We start from the raw sequence: 16,990 nt of genomic DNA, 5'->3' as shown, positions 1-16,990 counted from the left end.
CACCGCCACCGCCGCCCATGCCCAGCCCGCCCCCTTCGGAACGCTGCAGCAGGACGACCCCGGCCAGCATCACTGCCAGGATCAGATGGACGGTCAGGATGACGTTTTCCACGGCTTTCGGCCTTTCATTTGCGGACGCGCCTATCTAGTCACCTGTCAGGGTGATGGCAAGCAAGAGTGTCCGATGGTTGCGGTGATGATCCAGGGCACCGGCTCGAATGTCGGCAAGTCGATGCTGGTGGCGGGCCTGTGCCGCGCCGCGACCCGCCGCGGCCTGTCCGTGGCGCCCTTCAAGCCGCAGAACATGTCCAACAATGCCGCCGTCACCGCCGACGGCGGAGAGATCGGCCGCGCCCAGGCCCTGCAGGCCCGCGCCTGCGGGCTGGAGCCGCATACCGACATGAACCCGGTCCTGCTGAAGCCCGAGACCGACCGCGGCGCGCAGGTGATCCTGCAGGGCCGCGCCATCGGCCGGGCCGAGGCGCGCGATTACCAGGGGCTGAAGCCTCGCCTGCTGGGTGGGGTTCTGGACAGCTTTGCCCGCCTGTCGGCCGCCCATGACCTGGTGATCGTCGAGGGGGCGGGCAGCCCCGCCGAGGTCAACCTGCGCCCCCGCGACATCGCCAACATGGGCTTTGCCCGCGCGGCGGGGGTGCCCGTCGTGCTGGCGGGCGACATCGACCGCGGCGGGGTCATCGCCCAGATCGTCGGCACCCAGGCCGTGATCGACGCTGGCGACGCGGCGATGATCCGCGGGTTCCTGGTCAACAAGTTCCGCGGCGACCCGCGCCTGTTCGACGACGGTTACCGGATGATCGAGGCGCGCACCGGCTGGCGCGGCTTCGGTGTCGTGCCGTGGTTCGCGGACGCGCACCGCCTTCCGGCGGAGGATGCGGTCGATCTGCGCGCCAGTGGCGGGACGGGGCTGCATGTCGTCTGCCTGACCCTGTCGCGCATCGCCAATTTCGACGACCTGGACCCGCTGGCGGCGGAACCCGGCCTGCGCCTGACCATGCTGGCGCCGGGACAGGCGATCCCCGGCGACGCCGGTCTGGTGATTGTGCCGGGCACGAAATCGACCCTGGGCGATCTGGCCTTCCTGCGGGCGCAGGGCTGGGACATCGACCTGGCCGCGCATCACCGGCGCGGCGGGCATGTGCTGGGCATCTGCGGTGGCTATCAGATGCTGGGCCGGATGATCGACGATCCGTCGGGCGCGGACGGGGTGGCAGGGCAGGTGGTGGGGCTGGGCCTTTTGGACGTGACCACCGTCATGGCCCCCGACAAGCGGCTGACCCGTGTGACCGGCACCGCCCTGGGCCAGCCCGTGTCGGGATACGAGATCCACATGGGCCGCACCGACGGCCCGGACTGCGCACGCCCCTTTGCCCATGTCCCCGACCCCGACGGGGCCATCAGCGCGGATGGCCGCGTGACGGGCAGCTATCTGCACGGGCTGTTTTCCGACGACGCGTTCCGCGCGGCCTTCCTGGCCCGGCTTGGTGCCGCCTCGCGTCCGGGGTTCGAGGCGGGGGTGGATGCCGCGCTGGACGATCTGGCGGATCACCTGGAGGCACATCTGGACGTGGCGGCCCTGCTGGCCGTCGCGCGCTGATCCCCGATGCGGGCGCCCCCGCCATGCGCGCAGGATGCAGCAGATGTGACCGCGTGGCGCTGGACGAAACCGGGTCGGCACGCTACCTGAGGGGCATGGAACAGATCAAAGCCCCCCTGACCCTGTATCTGGCCGCCCCGCGCGGCTTCTGCGCAGGCGTCGACCGCGCCATCAAGATCGTGGAACTCGCGCTGGAAAAGTGGGGCGCCCCCGTCTTTGTCCGCCACGAGATCGTGCACAACAAGTATGTCGTCGACACGCTGCGCGACAAGGGCGCGGTCTTCGTCGAGGAACTGGACGAATGCCCGGCCGACCGGCCCGTGATCTTTTCCGCCCATGGCGTTCCCAAGGCCGTCCCGGCCGAGGCGCAGCGCCGCGAGATGGTCTATGTCGACGCGACCTGCCCGCTGGTCAGCAAGGTCCATATCGAGGCCGAGCGGCACCACGCCGCGGGCCTGCAGATGATCATGATCGGCCACAGGGGCCACCCCGAGGTCCTTGGCACCATGGGCCAGCTGCCCGAGGGCGAGGTGATCCTGGTCGAGGACGTGGCCGACGTCGCCCGAGTCGATGTCCGCGACCCCGCGCGCCTGGCCTTCATCACCCAGACCACCCTGTCGGTCGACGACACCGCCGCCGTGGTCGCGGCCCTGCAGGCGCGGTTCCCCGCGATCATCGGGCCTGCCAAGGAAGACATCTGCTATGCCACCACCAACCGCCAGGCGGCGGTCAAGGCGGTGGCGCCGCATGTCGATGCGCTGCTGGTGATCGGGGCCGAGAATTCCAGCAACTCCAAGCGTCTGGTCGAGGTCGGGCGTGCCGCGGGCTGCGGCTATGCCCAGCTGGTGATGCGCGCGGCCGAGATCGACTGGCGGGCGCTGGACGGTATCCGCAGCATCGGCGTGACCGCCGGCGCCAGCGCCCCCGAGGTGCTGATCAACGAAGTCATCGACGCCTTCCACGCCCGCTATGACGTGACCGTCGAGGTGGTCGAGACCGCCGTGGAACGGGTCGAGTTCAAGGTCCCCCGCGTCCTGCGCGAGACGGCCTGACCGAACCGGCCCCTTGCCGGATCGCCCGCCCCGGTCCTATCCTCCGGCCACAGGTTGGAGGACCCCACATGACCGTCTATCTGATTGCCGAAGTCACCGTCACCGACGACGCCTGGATCGCCCCCTATGCGGCGGCGGTCCATGACATCGCCGCCCGCCACAACGGCCGCTACCTGTCGCGGTCCGGCCATATCGAGACGCTGGAGGGCGAGGCCCGCGACGTCACCCTGATCGCGCTGATCGAGTTCCCGACCCGCGAGGATGCGATGGGCTTCGTCAACGATCCCGACTATGCGCCCCATGCGAATGCCCGCAAGGGCGGGTCCGTCAGCCATTTCCGGCTGATCGACGACAGCGACGCGGCCGGCAGCATCCCCTATCTTCCCGCGCCCGCCTGAGGCCCGCTGGCCTGCCGCGCCGATCGCGGCTATAGCGGCGCGGACAAGGCGGAAAGGGACAGCATGCGGCTCTATTCGATGCCCTCATCGGGCAACAGCTACAAGGTCAGGCTGCTGGCGGCGCTGACCGGCCAGTCGCTGGACCGGGTCGATTGCGAATACGGATCGGCCGCCCTGCAGCAGGCCAAGGACCAGGGCGCGCTGCCCTTCGGCAAGCTGCCGGCGCTGCGTCTGGACGACGGGACCACGCTGGCGGAATCGAACGCCATCCTGTGCTATCTGGGCGAGGGCACGGCCTATTGGCCCGCCAGCCGGACCCTGCGGGCGCAGATGTTGGGCTGGATGTTCTGGGAACAGTACAACCACGAACCGGTCATCGCGGTGCGTCAGGCGCTGGTCAGCTATCCCCATCGCGCGGCGGATGCCACGCCCGACCGGCTGGCTGACCTGCTGGATCGCGGCCACGCGCTGCTGTCCGTGATGGAGGATCACCTGGCGACCCAAGACTGGCTGGTGGGCGACGCGGCCAGCCTGGCCGACATCTGCCTCTATGCCTATACGCACAGTGCGGGTGCGCGCGGCGGGTTCGACATGAACCGCTTTCCGGCCGTGCGCGGCTGGCTGGCGCGGGTGGTGGCCCTGCCGGGGCACGTGACCATCGATGGCTGAGCTGTTCGCCTGGACCGACGGCGCCTGCAGCGGCAATCCCGGCCCCGGCGGCTGGGGCGTGCTGATGCGCGCGCTGGACGGCGCGAACGTGGTCAAGCAGCGCGAGCTGCAGGGCGGAGAGCCTGCCACGACGAACAACCGAATGGAGCTGATGGCCGCCATCAGTGCGCTGGAGGCGCTGACCCGGCCCAGCACCATCGTGATCGTGACCGACAGCAATTACGTCAAGAACGGCGTGACCCAGTGGATCCACGGCTGGAAGCGCAACGGCTGGAAGACGGCCGACAAGAAGCCCGTCAAGAACGTCGAATTGTGGCAGCGACTTGATGCGGCGCAGGCCACCCACAGCGTCGAATGGCGCTGGATCAAGGGCCATGCCGGCCATGCCGAGAACGAACGTGCGGACGAACTGGCCCGCGCGGGCATGGCGCCGTTCAAGCCGTGACGGGACAGGTGATCGCGGGGCTGCCCACGCTGGTCTGGGTGCTGGACTATGCCTCGGTGCTGGTCTTTGCGCTGACCGGGGCGCTGGTGGCCAGCCGCGCGCAGCTGGACCCGGTGGGCTTTGTCTTCATGGCCGCGATGACGGCGGTGGGCGGCGGGACGCTGCGCGACCTGATCCTGGGCCGCGACATGGTGTTCTGGGTCGCCCGGCCGTCACTGGTCGTGGTGGCCGCGGTGGCGGCGATGGTCGTGTTCTGGACCGCGCACCGGTTCGAAAGCCGCTATCGCCTGCTGCTGTGGCTGGACGCCTTTGCCCTGTCCGTGGCTGTGCCCGCGGGCGTCGCCGTGGCCCTGGCGGGCGGGTTCAGTCCGGTCATCGTGGTCATCATGGGCGTCGTCACCGGCACCTTCGGCGGGCTGATGCGCGACGTGGTGGGCAACGAGGTGCCGCTGGTCCTCAAGCAGGGCGAGCTGTACCTGACGGCGGCGTTTGGCGGGGCGCTGGCGGCGGTGCTGTTGGTCTGGATGGGCCTGGGCCGGGTCGAGGCGCTGGCCGCCTGCGGCGTGGTCACCTTCGTGCTGCGTGCGGGCAGCATGGTGCGAGGATGGAAGCTGCCGGTCTATCGCCCCCGCCCGCCGCGCACCCGCGGCTAGCGCAGGACGGGCGGCTAGCGCAGGACGGGCGGCCCCGCGCGGCCCGCGTCGATGTTCTGCACCCCGGCGCGCAGCCCCTGGCCGATGCGATGCGCCATCTGCGACCAGGCGCGGGCCGACCAGGGTGGCAGGGTGCGGCGCAGCGCCTCGTCGAACAGCGCCAGCCAGATCTCGAAATGCTCGGGGCGGACGTTGCCCGCGGACAGGTGCGCGCGCATCGGGCTGCCGTTGTAGCCCGCCTTGTGCAGGATCGCGCCCTTCCAGAAGGCAGCGATGCGATCCTCATGCGCGGCCCAGTCGCCGACATGTTCGGCAAAGATCGGGGCCAGGACCTCGTGCCGCCGCACGGCGCCGTAGAAGACGGCGACGGTGCGGGCGATCTCTGCCTCGGTGATGTCGAAACGCGGGTCCATGCGCCGCATCTGGGGCAGGGGCGGCGCGGTTGCAAGGGGCCGCGTGCCGCCGTAAGGGGGGCCACCCGGTCGCAGCCCACCCGGACAAAACAGGAGCGAGCCATGAGCCACTATACCGACGCGCTGACCCAGCTGGGCAGCGACACCCCCCTGCCGCAGCACCCCGACCAGGCCGTGCTGGAACGTGTGCCCAACCCCCAGCCCGGCCAGACCTATGCCGTGCGCTTCACCCAGCCCGAATTCACCAGCCTGTGCCCGCTGACCGGCCAGCCCGATTTCGCGCATCTGGTGATCGACTATGTCCCCGGCGACTGGCTGGTCGAATCGAAATCGCTGAAGCTGTTCCTGGGCAGCTTCCGCAACCACGGCGCCTTCCACGAGGATTGCACCGTGGGCATCGGCCGCCGCATCGCCGACCTGCTGGAGCCGGCTTGGCTGCGCATCGGCGGATACTGGTATCCGCGCGGCGGCATGCCGATCGACGTGTTCTGGCAGACGGGCGCGGCGCCTGCGGGCCTGTGGCTGCCCGATCAGGGCGTGCCGACCTACCGCGGGCGCGGCTAGGCGGCGTTCAGCCGCGCCAGGATCGCAGCGCGATCAGCGCCGTGTCGATCACGTCGCCAAGGCGGGCCAGCAGGTGTTCGGGTTCTGGCGCGCCGCTGTCGGTCTCGGCATCCAGCCGTGCCATCAGCCGCGACAGGCGCCGCCGATGGACGCCGGTCCACAACTGGACCGGGTCCGCGATCAGCCCCGCGAAGGTGGTGACCAGCGACCCCGCGAAGGCCAGCGCCACCCCGGTCGCGACGACCGTCAGCGGCGCGGTCTCCACCGGAAAGGCCCAGTACCACGCCCGCCCCAACGTGTCGCCCAGGGCGAAGTCGCGCACCGCGGCGGCATGCGCGCGCATCTGCGCCATCGGCCCGGCAAGCGAGATCATGCCCGGTGTCGCGCGGTGAAACAGCGCGATCCCCACGGTCAGCACGATCAGCGAGGTCGTGATCTCGGCCACGGCGTTGCGGGTGTCGGCATGGCTGCGGATGGCGTGGGCGATGCGGTCGGGGGACGTGTCCGGACCCAGGCCCTGCTGCTGCAGATCGGCGATCAGCGCGACCAGATCACGCTGGATCACCGCCGAGACGTCGGACCGCAGGAACACCCGCCGGCTGCGCAGCCAGCCGCCCACCCGCGTGGCCCCCATTCGCGTTAGGGCGCAGCCCGCGCCCAGCATCAGCAGGGCCACCGGCGCCAGCATCACGTTCACCGGCGCGCGCAGCAGGTCCGCGCCGATCGCGTGGCGGTGCAGTGCCAGCGTGCCCCGCGGTCCGTAGCGCAGCCGTGTGAACCGGCGCAGCGCCGCATCGCGACGGGTCAGGCGGCTGCGCAGGGGGGCGGGGGGCATCGGGCTCTCCGAAGGCGGTAGCCGCAGTCTAGCGGGACGGGGGCCCATGCGCTAGGTTCGGCGCTTGCAGCGCCAAGCGGCGCTTTCTATAGAGGGCGGATGAAATTTCCGGCGTTCGGATCTCGAATTAGCAGCCCGGTGGCGTGAGGTTTCACGCCGCCGGGTCAGTCTTGTCCGAACATCTCTCAAAGGAACGCCCCGATGGCCGACGCCACGCAGCCCGATTACCGCGACACCGTCTTTCTGCCCCAGACCGATTTCCCGATGCGCGCGGGCCTGCCTGCGCGCGAACCCGAATGGCTGGCGCGCTGGGCGCGGATCGGCGTCTATGACCGCCTGCGGTCGACCGCGGCGGGGCGCACGCCCTTCGTGCTGCATGACGGCCCGCCCTATGCCAACGGGCATCTGCATATCGGCCACGCGCTGAACAAGACGATCAAGGACATCGTGGTGCGGTCGCATCAGATGATGGGCTTCGATGCGCGCTATGTGCCGGGATGGGACTGCCACGGCCTGCCCATCGAATGGAAGATCGAGGAGAAGTACCGCAATGAGGGCCGCGACAAGGACGCGGTCGACATGGTCGAGTTCCGCCAGGAATGCCGCCGTTTTGCGGACGAATGGGTCGACATCCAGCGCGAGGAGTTCAAGCGCCTGGGCGTGACCGGGGCCTGGGACCGGCCCTATCTGACGATGGACTTCCACGCCGAGGCGGTCATCGCGGCCGAGTTCATGAAGCTGGTGATGAACGGCTCGCTCTATCAGGGGTCGAAGCCTGTGATGTGGTCGCCCGTGGAGAAGACCGCCCTGGCCGAGGCCGAGGTCGAGTATCACGACCATACCAGCCACACGATCTGGGTGCGGTTCAAGCCTGTTCAGGTGAAGCCGCAAGCCCTGTGGCTTGAGCAAACATCCGGGAACGGGGTTGTTGTGGGGGACATTGATGATGCGTCCGTTGTCATCTGGACGACCACGCCTTGGACCATCCCGCAGAACCGCGCGGTCGCCTTCAACCCCGCGATTGCCTACGGCTTGTACGAAGTGACGGAGGCCGCCGAAAACAGCACGGCAACTGTCGGCGAGCGGCTTGTCTTGGCTGACGCGCTTGCTGAAGGCGTCATGGCTGCCGTAAAGGTTACAGGGTGGCGGAAGGTGCGCGGCGTGGCGGCGTCGGAGCTGGAGGGTCTGATCCTGGCCCACCCCCTCCGCGGGGTCGAGGGCGGTGCGGGCGAGTGGGACTATGACGTCCCCATGCTGCCCGGCGATCATGTCACCGACGAGGCGGGCACGGGCTTCGTGCATACCGCGCCCAGCCATGGCGACGACGACTATCAGCTGGGCCTGCGCTTCAAGCTGCCGATGACCTACAATGTCGAGCCCGACGGCAGCTATCGCCGCGACCTGCCGATCTTCGGCGGCGAGGCGATCATCGCACCGGACGGCAAGGACGGCCCGGCCAATGTCAGCGTCATCAAGCAGCTGGCCTGGGCGGGCGCGCTGCTGGCCAAGGGCAAGATCAAGCACTCCTACCCGCACAGCTGGCGGTCCAAGGCGCCGCTGATCTATCGCAACACGCCGCAATGGTTCGCGGCCATCGACAAGCCGCTGGATGACGGCATGGGCGCGCATGGCGACACGATCCGCACGCGGGCGCTGACCAGCATCGACAAACTGGTCAAGTGGTGGCCCCAGACCGGGCGCAACCGCATCCATTCCATGGTCGAGAACCGCCCCGATTGGGTCCTGTCGCGCCAGCGGGCCTGGGGCGTGCCGCTGACCTGCTTCGTCAAGAAGGGGGCCAAGCCCACCGATGACGATTTCCTGCTGCGCGATGCGCGGCTGAACGACCGCATCGTCGCGGCCTTCGAGGCGGATGGCGCGGATGTCTGGTACAGCGCGGGCTTCAAGGCGCGGATGCTGGAGGGGATCGCGGACCCCGAGGCCTATGATCAGGTCGTGGACGTGCTGGACGTGTGGTTCGACAGCGGCTCGACCCACAGCTTCGTGCTGCGCGACCGCGAGGATGGCGCACCGGACGGGATCGCCGACGTCTATCTGGAAGGCACCGATCAGCATCGCGGCTGGTTCCAGTCGTCGCTGCTGCAGGCGTCGGCCACCAAGGGCCGCGCGCCCTATCGCAACGTGGTCACGCATGGCTTCACGCTGGACGAGAAGGGCATGAAGATGTCCAAATCGCTTGGCAACACCATCGTGCCCGCCAAGGTGATCGAACAGTACGGCGCCGACATCCTGCGCCTGTGGGTGGCGCAGGCCGATTATACCGCCGACCAGCGGATCGGCCCCGAGATCCTGAAGGGCACCGCCGACAGCTATCGCCGCCTGCGCAACACGCTGCGCTTCCTGCTGGGCGCGCTGGCCGGGTTCGACGATGCCGAACGCATCGAGCCCGCCCAGATGCCAGAGCTGGAGCAGTGGATGCTGCACCGGCTGGCGCAGCTGGATCACCAGGTTCGCCAGGGCTATGCGGCGTTCGATTTCCAGGGCGTGTTCCAGACGCTGTTCCAGTTCTGTACCGTCGATCTGTCGGCCTTCTATTTCGACGTGCGCAAGGACGCGCTGTACTGCGACGCGGCGGACAGCGACCGCAGGCGGGCAGCGCGGACGGTGCTGGACCTGCTGTTCCACCGGCTGGTGACCTGGCTGGCGCCGATCCTGCCCTTCACGATGGAGGACGTCTGGCTGTCGCGCTTCCCGTCGGAGGATGACAGCGTGCACCTGCACGATTTCGCGCAGACGCCGGCCGACTGGCTGAACGAGCCGCTGGCCGCCAAGTGGGAGCATGTCCGCCGCGCCCGCCGCGTGGTCACCGCCGCGCTGGAGGTCAAGCGGACCGATAAGACGATCGGCGCCAGCCTGGAGGCCGCGCCCGTCGTCCATGTCGAGGATGCCCAGATGCTGGCCGCGCTGAAGTCGGTGGCCTTCGCGGATGTGTGCATCACGTCGGACCTGTCGCTGACCGCGGACCCCGCGCCCACCGAGGCGTTCCGCATGGCCGAGACCCCGGGCATCGGCGTCGTCTTCGAGACCGCCGAGGGCGAGAAGTGCCAGCGCTGCTGGAAGATCCTGCCCGATGTCGGCACGCATGCCCATCCGGGCGTCTGCGCGCGCTGCGACGCGGCCCTGGGATGACCGATGACGACCTGCGCGGGGCGATCCTTGCGCAGGTCGCCCGGCTGCGGCCGGGCACGACCTGCTGCCCCAGCCGGATCGCCCGCGATCTGGCCGAGGACTGGCGCCCGCTGATGGACCCGCTGCGGCGTCTGGCGCTGCGGATGGCGGCGGAGGGGGACATCGCCGTCCTGCAGAAGGGCCGCCCCGTGGGGCCCGATCCGCGCGGCCCGATCCGATTGGCGCGGCGCTAGACCAGCCACCACCCCCGTGCCTTCAACTGGTTGCGAATCATCTTTTCCGGGGCAGGGGTCGGCCTGTCGGCAAAGATCGGGCGCACCTTCTGGCGTCCCTTGTCCTGATAGATCAGCTTGCGCGCAGGCTCCCATTCCCGCAGCACGCGCTTGACCTCCCTGGCGGCGACGGCGTCCTCCAGCGCGGTGATCGCGGCCTCGGGGTCGCGGGCATAGAGGAGCGGCAGCCGCCGGTAATGGCAGGTCACGTCGCCGTCCAGACCGTCCAGCGCAGGGCCGGGCCGCCCGCCGCCCAGACTGTGGATGACCAGCGGCAGCACCGCCTGGTCCAGCCACGGGTCCATCACCTGGCAGGCCAATGCGTCATGCGGACTGTCGCGCAGGGCCAGCGCCCAGGCCAGGAACCGCTGGCCGAACTCTGCAGGGTCGGGCCCGAAGAACCACCCCGCGTTGAAGTACAGATAGCGTTCCCAGTGTTCGTCAGGCTGCGACAGGTCCAGCGTGGGGGCGAATGACAGCCCGAACCGGTCGTAAAGCGATTGCCAGATGCCGTGATAGCCCGGGCCATAGAGCGGCGGCTTGGGCCAGGTCCCCTCGCGCCGCATCGAGGCGGATGGCCGGGCGAAGTCGAAGCGGACCCGGTCCAGCGGCCCGGTGATCAGCGTGTCGGTGTCCAGAAACAGGAACGGTTTGCCCGCAGGCAGGACCGACAGGGCCTCGATCTTGTTGCCCTGAGGATAGGAGGCACCGAAATGGCGCGCGGTGAACGGCACGATCGTGGCGCCGAAATCGGTCAGCAGTTGGCGGCACGGGTCCGATATGGCCGTGTCATGCCCGCTCCAGGCGCCGTCGGGGGTGGGTTCGGCGATGAACACCGTGCCCGTGAAGTCCGGGGCATGCGCGCGCAGGCTGGCCATGAGGATCACGGCCTCGAACTCCAGCCGTCCGGCCTGGGCGACGATCAGCAGATTGGGCTGCGTAAGTTTCCTGGGGGGCACCCGACATCCTTTGCGGAACGTGATCGGGTTCAGCCTAGCGGTTGTGCGGCGACAGCAAAAGCCCCACCGCAGGAATGGTCCCTGCCACCACTTAATCGTCCGGAATGTCGAGAAAGTGGTGGGCGACCCTGGAATCGAACCAGGCGTGGGTCTCCCCGGCGGAGTTACAGTCCGCTGCCGCACCTTGCAGCACGTCGCCCGCCGATCGCTTTCGGCGTGCGGGGTGATTAGCCGCCCCGTCGGGGGGCGTCAAGCGGATTTCCGGGGCTTGCGCGATGCGCGCCCTGTGCGCAGAGAAGGGTCCACAAGGAAAGGAGGCCGCGCATGTCCGACAAGAGCGGAAACGCCAAGAAGCCCACATGGGTCATCGACAAGGAACGCGCCCGCCGCGCGGCCGCCGCCGAGACGGTCTGGCTGTTCGGCCTGCACGCGGTCCGCGACGCGCTGGCCAACCCGGTGCGTCAGAAGCTGCGCCTGGTGGTCACCCAGAATGCGCTGGCCCGGCTTGGCGACCTGCACGGGATGGAGCCAGAGATCACCGATCCGCGCATCTTCGACAAGGCCGTGGGGCTGGCCGCCGAAAGCGTCCACCAAGGCGCCGCGCTGGAGGTCAAGCCGCTGAAATGGGGCAGCCTGTCCGAGGTCGCGCTGCGCGAGGCGCCCGGAGAGACGCGGCCGCTGCTGGTCGCGCTGGACCGGGTGACCGACCCGCACAACGTCGGCGCGATCCTGCGGTCGGCCGAGGTGTTCGGGGCGCGCGCGGTCATCGCCCCGCATCGCCATTCCGCCCCCGAGACCGGCGCCCTGGCCAAGACGGCGTCGGGCGCGCTGGAGCGCCAGCCCTATCTGCGCGTACCGAACCTGGCCGAGGCGCTGACCCAGCTGAAGAACATGGGCTTCATCCTGGTGGGTCTGGACGGCACCGGCACCGAATCGTTGCCCGACCTGATGTCGGACCTGTCGGGCAGGGCGGTCTGCCTGGTGATGGGCGCCGAAGGGCCGGGCATGCGGGAGCTGACGATGAAGACCTGCGACCATGTCGCGCGGATTCCCTTTGCCGCCGATTTCGGGTCGCTGAACGTGTCGAACGCCGCCGCCGTGGCCCTGTATGCCGCGGGGCGTGCCTGAATATCACATCCCTGCGACGATTATGTCACGCGCGTTGAGATTTGGTCCGGCTGCTGTCAAGTAGACCGGACCGCAACCGTCGAGTCGTCATGAAAGCCTCTGTCCTGTGCCTGCTGATCAGCCTTGCGGCCGCGCTTCCCGCGGCAGCGCAGGACTGGGCCGTGGGCGGGTTCGACCCGGTGGGCTATGCGCAGGCCGGTCGCCCGACCCCGGGGCGCAGCGACATCGCGACGATGTGGAAGGGCCAGCTGTGGCATTTCGCATCCGAAGAGAATCGCGCCCGGTTCGAGGCCAACCCGCGATCCTTTGCCCCGGCGCTGGACGGGATGTGTCCCGTGTCCATCGTCGACGGACGCCCGCAGATGGGCGATCCGCGCCATTTCGCGGTGGTGGCGGGCAGGCTGTACCTGCTGGAATCAGGGGCCGCGGAACGGCGCCTGTCCAGTGACCCCGCCGGGATCGTGGCGGAGGCTCAGCGCCTGTGGCGCTGACGCTGGCAACACAAGAATCACAAATGCGTGAGCGGGGTGGAACTTTTCTGCCTGATGCCCATTTACACCTCATGGCATGACCCCGGAACGGTCATGTCCAGATCACTGTCCCTCGTTCCGCGACTTGCGCCCGGCCATCGTATGGACCGGGCGCTTTTTCTATGAGAGGCTGCAACCTGCGGCTGCGGCCCGGAGGAGGGACAATCATGGACATCCACACGGACGAGGATCACGACATCGCGCGCATCGCCCGCGACACAAAGGTCGTGGCAATGGTGGGCCTGTCCCCCAACGAGGCGCGGCCCAGCTGGGGAGTCGCCCGCTATCTGCAGTCCCAAGGCATCCGCGTCATCCCGATCAACCCCGGTCACGACGGCCAGACCATTCTGGGAGAGCGCGTCTATGCGACGCTGGCCGACATTCCGGCCGCCGAAGGGGTGCAGCTTGTCGACATCTTCCGCCGCTCGGACGCGGTGGGGCAGGTGGTCGACGAGGCGCTGGCCCATCTGCCCGACCTGCAGGTGATCTGGACCCAGCTTGGCGTGCGCGACGACGCCGCCGCCGAGCGTGCCCGCGCACGCGGCATCACCGTGGTTCAGGACCGCTGCCCCAAGATCGAGTTTCCGCGCCATCTGTAGCGGTCCGATATCTGCTTGACGGGCGGACGGGGTGGCACTAATCAGGCCCGACCTCAGGGGTATAGCTCAGTTGGTAGAGCATCGGTCTCCAAAACCGAGGGTCGTGGGTTCGAGTCCCCCTGCCCCTGCCAGGTCCTTCCGCCAGACCTGCGTCCTGACCGCGATCAGGGTTGAAAAGCCGGGCGTGCCCGGCTAGACCCGCGGTCGCATTTGCCCAAGGAGCCGCCCGTGGCCAATCCCGTCCAGTTCATCAACCAGGTCCGCGCCGAAGCCGCCAAGATTTCCTGGCCGACGCGCCGCGAGGTGATCACCACGACCATCATGGTCCTGATCTTCGCCTCGATCACCAGCCTGTTCTTCTTCCTGGTCGACCTGACGATCCGCACCGGTCTGACCCAGGGGCTGCGCCTGATCAGCGGCTGATCGGGGCTTGCAATTGCGGGCGGGGGGCGGTATTTCCCCCCGACTGTCCGGGACACGGCGTGCATCGAATGCGCATGCGCGCCGATTTGCATATTTCCGGACGACATGGAATTCAAAGGGTTGGCGCGCTGTCCGCGTGATTCCCGAAAGATGAGCAGGGGTCGATCGAGACATGGCAAAACGTTGGTATTCGGTCAGCGTCCTGTCGAACTTCGAAAAGAAGGTCGCCGAGGCGATTCGCCAGTCCGTCGCCGAGAAGGGCCTGGACGACCAGATCGACGAGGTCCTGGTCCCGACCGAGGAAGTGATCGAGATCCGTCGCGGCAAGAAGGTGACGTCCGAGCGCCGCTTCATGCCCGGCTATGTGCTGGTGCACATGGAGATGTCGGACCGGACCTATCACCTGGTCAACTCGATCAACCGCGTCACCGGCTTTCTGGGCGCGCAGGGCAAACCGATGCCGATGCGCGACGACGAAGTGAACATGATGCTGCACCGCTCGGACGACGGCGCACCCGCCGCGCCGCGCAACCTGATCCGTTTTGACGTTGGCGAGAAGGTCAGTGTGACCGACGGCCCGTTCGAGGGGTTCTCGGGGATGGTCGAGGAGATCGACGAGATTTCCTCGCGCATCAAGGTGACCGTGTCGATCTTTGGCCGGCCGACGCCGGTCGAACTGGAATTCACGCAGGTTTCGAAATCTTCGTGATCGGTTGCGGGAGGCCGTGAGGCCGCACCGCTAAATCGGCCCCCGTGCGGGGCTTGATGACAAAGGAGAAGGCCAGATGGCCAAGAAAGTTGTTGGCAGCCTGAAGCTGCAGATCAAGGCGGGCCAAGCGAACCCGTCGCCCCCCGTCGGCCCGGCCCTGGGTCAGCGCGGCATCAATATCATGGCGTTCTGCAAAGAGTTCAATGCCAAGACCCAGGAGATGGAACAGGGTTCGCCCGTGCCCGTCGTCATCACCTATTATGCCGACAAGTCGTTCACCTTCGAGACGAAGACGCCGCCCGCGTCCTTCCTGCTCAAGAAGGCAGCCGGCCTGAAGCCGGTCGGCAAGCGCAACCGCGCCAAGGGTTCGGACAAGCCGGGCCGTGCCACCGCAGGCACCGTGACGGTCAAGCAGATCCGCGAGATCGCCGAGACCAAGATGAAGGACCTGTCGGCGAACGACGTGGATGCCGCGATGAAGATCATCGTCGGTTCCGCCCGGTCGATCGGCATCGAGGTGAGGGGCTGATCATGGCAAACGTTTCCAAGAAGAAGACCGCCGCCCGCGCCGCCTTCGAAGGCAAGGCCAACCTGACCGTCGAGGACGCCGTCAAGCTGGTCAAGGCGCAGGCCTCGGCCAAGTTCGACGAGACCGTCGAGATCGCGCTGAACCTGGGCGTCGACCCGCGTCACGCAGACCAGATGGTCCGCGGCGTGGTGACCCTGCCCGCAGGCACCGGCAAGGACGTCCGCGTCGCCGTGTTCGCCCGCGGCCCCAAGGCTGACGAAGCCAAGGCCGCCGGTGCGGACATCGTCGGCGCCGAGGACCTGATGGAGACCATCCAGTCCGGCAAGATCGAGTTCGACCGTTGCATCGCGACGCCGGACATGATGCCGCTGGTCGGCCGTCTGGGCAAGATCCTGGGCCCGCGCAACCTGATGCCGAACCCCAAGGTCGGCACCGTGACGATGGACGTGAAATCGGCCGTCGAAGCAGCCAAGGGCGGCGAGGTCCAGTTCAAGGCCGAGAAGGCGGGCGTCGTCCATGCCGGCATCGGCAAGGTCTCGTTCGACGAGGACAAGCTGGCCCAGAACCTGCGCGCCTTCGTGGACGCCGTCAGCCGCGCCAAGCCGACGGGTGCCAAGGGCACCTACATGAAGAAGGTCTCAATCAGCTCGACCATGGGTCCGGGCGTGTCGGTGGACGTCGTTTCGGCGACCGCCAACTGAGACCACAAGGTTTCCCTGCCTGAAAGGGCAGGGGATGGCAGGGCCGCACGCGGCCCTGTCCTGTCCGAGACGGAGGGTGCGGGGGAAACCTTGCTTAATTGCCTTCCTGAGATGGGGAAGCGTTTTTCCGAAGGCCCAGTCCTTCGGGTGATCTTGCCCTAACGGACCCGACCCGGTCCCGTTCGAGACCGGGAAAAGTGAGAGCCGGGGGGAAACCCCCAACTTGGAGTGAAACCGTGGATAGAGCACAGAAAGAACAGCTGGTCGAGGAACTCGGCCAGATCTTCGAAAGCTCTGGCGTCGTGGTGGTTGCCCACTACGAGGGGATGACGGTTGCACATATGCAGGACCTCCGCGCGCGCATGCGCGAAGCGGGTGGTTCGGTTCGCGTTGCCAAGAACAAGCTCGCCAAGATCGCCCTGGAAGGAAAGCCTTGCGCAAGCATCGCCGACTACCTGACGGGCATGACCGTGATCACCTATTCGGAGGATCCGACCGCTGCTGCGCGGATCGCCGACAAGTACGCCAAGGATAACGATCGTTTCGTGATCCTGGGCGGTGCAATGGGTGGTTCGGCCCTGGATCCGGCCGGTGTGAAAGCCGTCGCCTCGATGCCGTCGCGTGATGAGCTGATCGCTCAGATCGTGTCGTGCCTCGGTGCGCCTGCTTCGAACATCGCCGGTGCCATTGGCGCGCCTGCTTCGAACATCGCGAGCATCCTCACGACCCTCGAGGAACGTGAGGCTGCGTAAGCAACCTATTCCCGACTGGTGGTTGAAGACCCGACGTTGGAACATTAACTGGAAAGAACGGAAAAATGGCTGATCTGAAGAAACTCGCCGAAGAAATCGTGGGCCTGACCCTGCTGGAAGCCCAGGAACTGAAGACCATCCTGAAGGATGAGTACGGCATCGAGCCGGCTGCTGGTGGCGCCGTCATGATGGCTGGCCCCGCTGCTTCGGCAGAAGCCGCCGAAGAGAAGACCGAATTCGACGTCGTCCTGGTCGAAGCCGGCGCCAACAAGATCAACGTGATCAAGGAAGTTCGCGGCATCACCGGTCTGGGCCTGAAAGAAGCCAAGGACCTGGTCGAAGCTGGCGGCAAGGTCAAAGAAGGCGCTTCCAAGGCCGACGCCGAAGAAGTGAAGAAGAAGCTGGAAGCAGCCGGCGCCAAGGTCGAGCTGAAGTAATCGATCCTTTGATCGGTTGAAGACAGGCAGGGTCCGGGGTTTCCCGGTCCCTGCCGAACCTGTCTTGAAGGGCGGTCCGGCTGGCGGACATTCCTTCAGGGCATGTTCGAGGTTCGGGAGCCGCGCGGTGGGACGCGTGGCACGAATGGAACCTCAC

General features: G+C 67.7%; 22 protein-coding genes and 2 tRNA genes. 19 read left to right on the top strand and 5 right to left on the bottom strand.

What is annotated here, in order from left to right:
• On the bottom strand, positions 1 to 112 hold a 112-nt coding region (secG, locus tag TW83_RS03525; protein WP_045981392.1), incomplete at its 3' end, for a preprotein translocase subunit SecG.
• Between the two features lie 72 nt (positions 113 to 184).
• On the opposite strand from secG, the gene TW83_RS03520 reads away from it, so the two are divergent.
• From TW83_RS03520 to TW83_RS03495, 6 genes are all read left to right on the top strand, one after another.
• Positions 185 to 1,615 (top strand): cobyric acid synthase, encoded by a 1,431-nt coding sequence (locus TW83_RS03520; RefSeq protein ID WP_045981391.1) that lies wholly within the window; start codon positions 185 to 187, stop codon positions 1,613 to 1,615.
• Between the two features lie 95 nt (positions 1,616 to 1,710).
• Positions 1,711 to 2,667: a 4-hydroxy-3-methylbut-2-enyl diphosphate reductase gene (gene ispH, locus TW83_RS03515; protein WP_045981395.1), complete on the top strand. Its 957-nt coding sequence runs from the start codon at positions 1,711 to 1,713 to the stop codon at positions 2,665 to 2,667.
• A gap of 68 nt (positions 2,668 to 2,735) precedes the next feature.
• Entirely contained in the window at positions 2,736 to 3,065 is a 330-nt protein-coding gene (locus TW83_RS03510) for a DUF1330 domain-containing protein (protein ID WP_045981390.1), read from the top strand.
• A gap of 63 nt (positions 3,066 to 3,128) precedes the next feature.
• Positions 3,129 to 3,734, top strand: a complete 606-nt coding sequence (locus TW83_RS03505) for a glutathione S-transferase family protein (protein ID WP_045981389.1) — start codon at positions 3,129 to 3,131, stop codon at positions 3,732 to 3,734.
• Complete coding sequence (gene rnhA, locus TW83_RS03500) at positions 3,727 to 4,179, top strand: ribonuclease HI (protein WP_045981388.1); 453 nt, start codon at positions 3,727 to 3,729, stop codon at positions 4,177 to 4,179. Before TW83_RS03505 ends, rnhA begins: the two co-directional genes overlap by 8 nt.
• Positions 4,176 to 4,832, top strand: a complete 657-nt coding sequence (locus TW83_RS03495; protein WP_239441277.1) for a trimeric intracellular cation channel family protein — start codon at positions 4,176 to 4,178, stop codon at positions 4,830 to 4,832. The genes rnhA and TW83_RS03495 overlap by 4 nt, the downstream gene beginning before the upstream one ends.
• Positions 4,833 to 4,846: 14 nt before the next feature.
• On the opposite strand, the gene TW83_RS03490 is transcribed toward TW83_RS03495, so the two are convergent.
• Positions 4,847 to 5,245: a group III truncated hemoglobin gene (locus TW83_RS03490; protein WP_045981387.1), complete on the bottom strand. Its 399-nt coding sequence runs from the start codon at positions 5,243 to 5,245 to the stop codon at positions 4,847 to 4,849.
• 102 nt (positions 5,246 to 5,347) lie between these two features.
• Here TW83_RS03490 and queF point away from each other — a divergent pair, with 102 nt between their 5' ends.
• A complete protein-coding gene (gene queF / locus TW83_RS03485) occupies positions 5,348 to 5,809 on the top strand; it encodes a preQ(1) synthase (RefSeq protein ID WP_045981386.1) in 462 nt (153 codons plus the stop codon).
• Between the two features lie 7 nt (positions 5,810 to 5,816).
• Here queF and TW83_RS03480 read toward each other — a convergent pair whose 3' ends face one another.
• Positions 5,817 to 6,644, bottom strand: coding sequence for a DUF6635 family protein (locus TW83_RS03480; RefSeq protein WP_045981385.1), 828 nt, complete (start codon positions 6,642 to 6,644; stop codon positions 5,817 to 5,819).
• 201 nt (positions 6,645 to 6,845) lie between these two features.
• Between TW83_RS03480 and ileS the strand changes: the two genes are divergently transcribed.
• Both ileS and TW83_RS03470 read left to right on the top strand, forming a co-directional pair.
• Positions 6,846 to 9,794 carry an isoleucine--tRNA ligase gene (gene ileS, locus TW83_RS03475; RefSeq protein ID WP_045981384.1) on the top strand — a complete coding sequence of 983 codons (2,949 nt, stop codon included), beginning with the start codon at positions 6,846 to 6,848 and terminating at the stop codon, positions 9,792 to 9,794.
• Complete coding sequence (locus TW83_RS03470) at positions 9,791 to 10,027, top strand: DUF3253 domain-containing protein (protein ID WP_045981383.1); 237 nt, start codon at positions 9,791 to 9,793, stop codon at positions 10,025 to 10,027. Before ileS ends, TW83_RS03470 begins: the two co-directional genes overlap by 4 nt.
• Here the strand turns inward: TW83_RS03470 and TW83_RS03465 are convergent.
• The gene (locus tag TW83_RS03465; protein ID WP_045981382.1) at positions 10,024 to 11,025 is read right to left on the bottom strand and encodes a hypothetical protein; all 1,002 of its coding nucleotides are present in this window, start codon (positions 11,023 to 11,025) and stop codon (positions 10,024 to 10,026) included. The two genes, TW83_RS03470 and TW83_RS03465, sit on opposite strands and share 4 nt — an antisense overlap.
• A 116-nt stretch (positions 11,026 to 11,141) precedes the next feature.
• A tRNA-Tyr gene (locus TW83_RS03460) sits at positions 11,142 to 11,225 on the bottom strand.
• Between the two features lie 124 nt (positions 11,226 to 11,349).
• On the opposite strand from TW83_RS03460, the gene rlmB reads away from it, so the two are divergent.
• From rlmB to rplL, 10 genes are all read left to right on the top strand, one after another.
• Entirely contained in the window at positions 11,350 to 12,153 is an 804-nt protein-coding gene (gene rlmB, locus TW83_RS03455; protein WP_045981381.1) for a 23S rRNA (guanosine(2251)-2'-O)-methyltransferase RlmB, read from the top strand.
• 89 nt (positions 12,154 to 12,242) lie between these two features.
• Complete coding sequence (locus TW83_RS03450; RefSeq protein WP_045981380.1) at positions 12,243 to 12,644, top strand: YHS domain-containing (seleno)protein; 402 nt, start codon at positions 12,243 to 12,245, stop codon at positions 12,642 to 12,644.
• A gap of 206 nt (positions 12,645 to 12,850) precedes the next feature.
• Positions 12,851 to 13,282, top strand: coding sequence for a CoA-binding protein (locus tag TW83_RS03445; RefSeq protein WP_045981379.1), 432 nt, complete (start codon positions 12,851 to 12,853; stop codon positions 13,280 to 13,282).
• A gap of 55 nt (positions 13,283 to 13,337) precedes the next feature.
• Positions 13,338 to 13,413, top strand: a tRNA-Trp gene (locus TW83_RS03440).
• Positions 13,414 to 13,510: 97 nt separating this feature from the next.
• Complete coding sequence (gene secE, locus TW83_RS03435) at positions 13,511 to 13,705, top strand: preprotein translocase subunit SecE (RefSeq protein WP_042249102.1); 195 nt, start codon at positions 13,511 to 13,513, stop codon at positions 13,703 to 13,705.
• A gap of 172 nt (positions 13,706 to 13,877) precedes the next feature.
• Positions 13,878 to 14,414: a transcription termination/antitermination protein NusG gene (gene nusG / locus TW83_RS03430; protein ID WP_045981378.1), complete on the top strand. Its 537-nt coding sequence runs from the start codon at positions 13,878 to 13,880 to the stop codon at positions 14,412 to 14,414.
• A gap of 76 nt (positions 14,415 to 14,490) precedes the next feature.
• The gene (rplK, locus tag TW83_RS03425) at positions 14,491 to 14,943 is read left to right on the top strand and encodes a 50S ribosomal protein L11 (RefSeq protein ID WP_045981377.1); all 453 of its coding nucleotides are present in this window, start codon (positions 14,491 to 14,493) and stop codon (positions 14,941 to 14,943) included.
• Between the two features lie 2 nt (positions 14,944 to 14,945).
• A complete protein-coding gene (gene rplA / locus TW83_RS03420; protein WP_045981376.1) occupies positions 14,946 to 15,644 on the top strand; it encodes a 50S ribosomal protein L1 in 699 nt (232 codons plus the stop codon).
• A gap of 236 nt (positions 15,645 to 15,880) precedes the next feature.
• Positions 15,881 to 16,396 (top strand): 50S ribosomal protein L10, encoded by a 516-nt coding sequence (gene rplJ, locus TW83_RS03415; protein ID WP_045981375.1) that lies wholly within the window; start codon positions 15,881 to 15,883, stop codon positions 16,394 to 16,396.
• Positions 16,397 to 16,461: 65 nt separating this feature from the next.
• The gene (gene rplL, locus TW83_RS03410; protein WP_042249114.1) at positions 16,462 to 16,833 is read left to right on the top strand and encodes a 50S ribosomal protein L7/L12; all 372 of its coding nucleotides are present in this window, start codon (positions 16,462 to 16,464) and stop codon (positions 16,831 to 16,833) included.
• Positions 16,834 to 16,990 lie beyond the last annotated feature (157 nt).

This window comes from Paracoccus sp. S4493, from assembly GCF_000967735.1.
Classification (GTDB): Bacteria; Pseudomonadota; Alphaproteobacteria; order Rhodobacterales; family Rhodobacteraceae; genus Paracoccus; species Paracoccus marcusii.
The sequence above is the reverse complement of the archived record's forward strand: the minus strand, read 5'-3'. Positions and strand labels throughout refer to the sequence as shown.

Excerpts from the sequence above, each read along its gene's own strand:
- TW83_RS03445 (WP_045981379.1), top strand. The coding sequence starts at position 12,851 with ATGGACATCCACACGGACGAGGATCACGACATCGCGCGCATCGCCCGC.
- rlmB (WP_045981381.1), top strand. The coding sequence starts at position 11,350 with ATGTCCGACAAGAGCGGAAACGCCAAGAAGCCCACATGGGTCATCGAC.
- TW83_RS03480 (WP_045981385.1), bottom strand. The coding sequence starts at position 6,644 with ATGCCCCCCGCCCCCCTGCGCAGCCGCCTGACCCGTCGCGATGCGGCG.
- TW83_RS03450 (WP_045981380.1), top strand. The coding sequence starts at position 12,243 with ATGAAAGCCTCTGTCCTGTGCCTGCTGATCAGCCTTGCGGCCGCGCTT.
- rplA (WP_045981376.1), top strand. The coding sequence starts at position 14,946 with ATGGCAAACGTTTCCAAGAAGAAGACCGCCGCCCGCGCCGCCTTCGAA.
- rplK (WP_045981377.1), top strand. The coding sequence starts at position 14,491 with ATGGCCAAGAAAGTTGTTGGCAGCCTGAAGCTGCAGATCAAGGCGGGC.
- ispH (WP_045981395.1), top strand. The coding sequence starts at position 1,711 with ATGGAACAGATCAAAGCCCCCCTGACCCTGTATCTGGCCGCCCCGCGC.
- ileS (WP_045981384.1), top strand. The coding sequence starts at position 6,846 with ATGGCCGACGCCACGCAGCCCGATTACCGCGACACCGTCTTTCTGCCC.
- nusG (WP_045981378.1), top strand. The coding sequence starts at position 13,878 with ATGGCAAAACGTTGGTATTCGGTCAGCGTCCTGTCGAACTTCGAAAAG.
- rnhA (WP_045981388.1), top strand. The coding sequence starts at position 3,727 with ATGGCTGAGCTGTTCGCCTGGACCGACGGCGCCTGCAGCGGCAATCCC.
- TW83_RS03490 (WP_045981387.1), bottom strand. The coding sequence starts at position 5,245 with ATGGACCCGCGTTTCGACATCACCGAGGCAGAGATCGCCCGCACCGTC.
- TW83_RS03470 (WP_045981383.1), top strand. The coding sequence starts at position 9,791 with ATGACCGATGACGACCTGCGCGGGGCGATCCTTGCGCAGGTCGCCCGG.
- TW83_RS03520 (WP_045981391.1), top strand. The coding sequence starts at position 185 with ATGGTTGCGGTGATGATCCAGGGCACCGGCTCGAATGTCGGCAAGTCG.
- rplL (WP_042249114.1), top strand. The coding sequence starts at position 16,462 with ATGGCTGATCTGAAGAAACTCGCCGAAGAAATCGTGGGCCTGACCCTG.
- TW83_RS03510 (WP_045981390.1), top strand. The coding sequence starts at position 2,736 with ATGACCGTCTATCTGATTGCCGAAGTCACCGTCACCGACGACGCCTGG.
- queF (WP_045981386.1), top strand. The coding sequence starts at position 5,348 with ATGAGCCACTATACCGACGCGCTGACCCAGCTGGGCAGCGACACCCCC.
- TW83_RS03505 (WP_045981389.1), top strand. The coding sequence starts at position 3,129 with ATGCGGCTCTATTCGATGCCCTCATCGGGCAACAGCTACAAGGTCAGG.